A 965-nucleotide genomic window follows, 5' to 3' on the forward strand; every position below is an offset into this window, starting at 1 on the left:
ACCTTGACGTGGTCGAAGTGCGGCACGTCGCTGAAATCGCTCCACCCGGAGCACACCAGCGCCCGCTCACCCAGCTCCGCGCACGCCGCGCCGATCAGAGCGACCGTGTCGGCCGGCGATTCGGCAACCGGCATGCTGCCAAAGCCGAAGCAAATCGGCGGTGTCCCCTTCGCGATCCACGACAACACCTCGTCGTCGGTATCGGTGGGCAGCTCCATCGTCAGCGATCCAACGAAAGGACGCTGGCCGCCCCATTTCGCCCATTCGGCAGCGAGCCCGGGGAAGCACACCTCGTCGTAGGCCTGGATTTCCAATGACCCACGTTCTGCGATCCGTCGCGGCGAGGCAACCGTGGCCGTGGGCAAGCCGAGTTCACGGCGCTGGCGGTCCTCGGCCCTCTTGTTCATGCGCCAGCACACCCAGTCGTACACCGCCATTCCGGTGCGAACCATCGGCCCCGGCAGCATCGGAATCAGCTGCCCGTTCGGCCGCATCGGGAAGTGATGCAGTGTCGCCAGCGGAATGTTGTAGTGTTCCGCGACGTTGGCGGCGGCCTGCTCGAAATTCAGGCCGGTGCACAATAGGTCAGCGTCGGCGGCGAGGGACGTCAGCGCCGCGCTGACCTCGCCCCAATGCCGGATGAGGGGCTCCCAGACCTTGCGCATCAACCTGATCGGGCTGCGGATCGTCCAGATGTTCCGGAAGAACTCAGCCCACATGTTGCGGAGGAACTCCTCGTCCAGGAAGTCGTGCAGTTCCGGGCCGTACGGGACCGCCGCGAGCCCGGTGGACTCGGCGAAACCCATCAATTCCGGTGGGACGGCCACGGCCACGTCGTGCCCTCGGCGCAGCAGCTCGCGGCCGACCGCTGCCAATGGCTCGATGTCGCCGCGCGTTCCGTAGCCGGCGAGGGCGAATTTCGTCACGGGTCCTAGCCTTGCAGTTGCCGTGCGCCGGCGCCCACC

At 66.7% G+C, this 965-nt stretch carries 1 protein-coding gene; it reads right to left on the reverse strand.

All coding sequences use genetic code 11. The features are described 5' to 3' along the window. Positions 1-926, reverse strand: a 926-nt coding sequence (locus tag A5711_RS10305) for a glycosyltransferase (protein ID WP_082975702.1), incomplete at its 3' end; no start/stop codon positions are given. Between the last annotated feature and the right edge of the window lie 39 nt (positions 927-965).

The sequence above is a fragment of the Mycobacterium sp. E2238 genome, from assembly GCF_001672665.1.
GTDB lineage: Bacteria > Actinomycetota > Actinomycetes > Mycobacteriales > Mycobacteriaceae > Mycobacterium.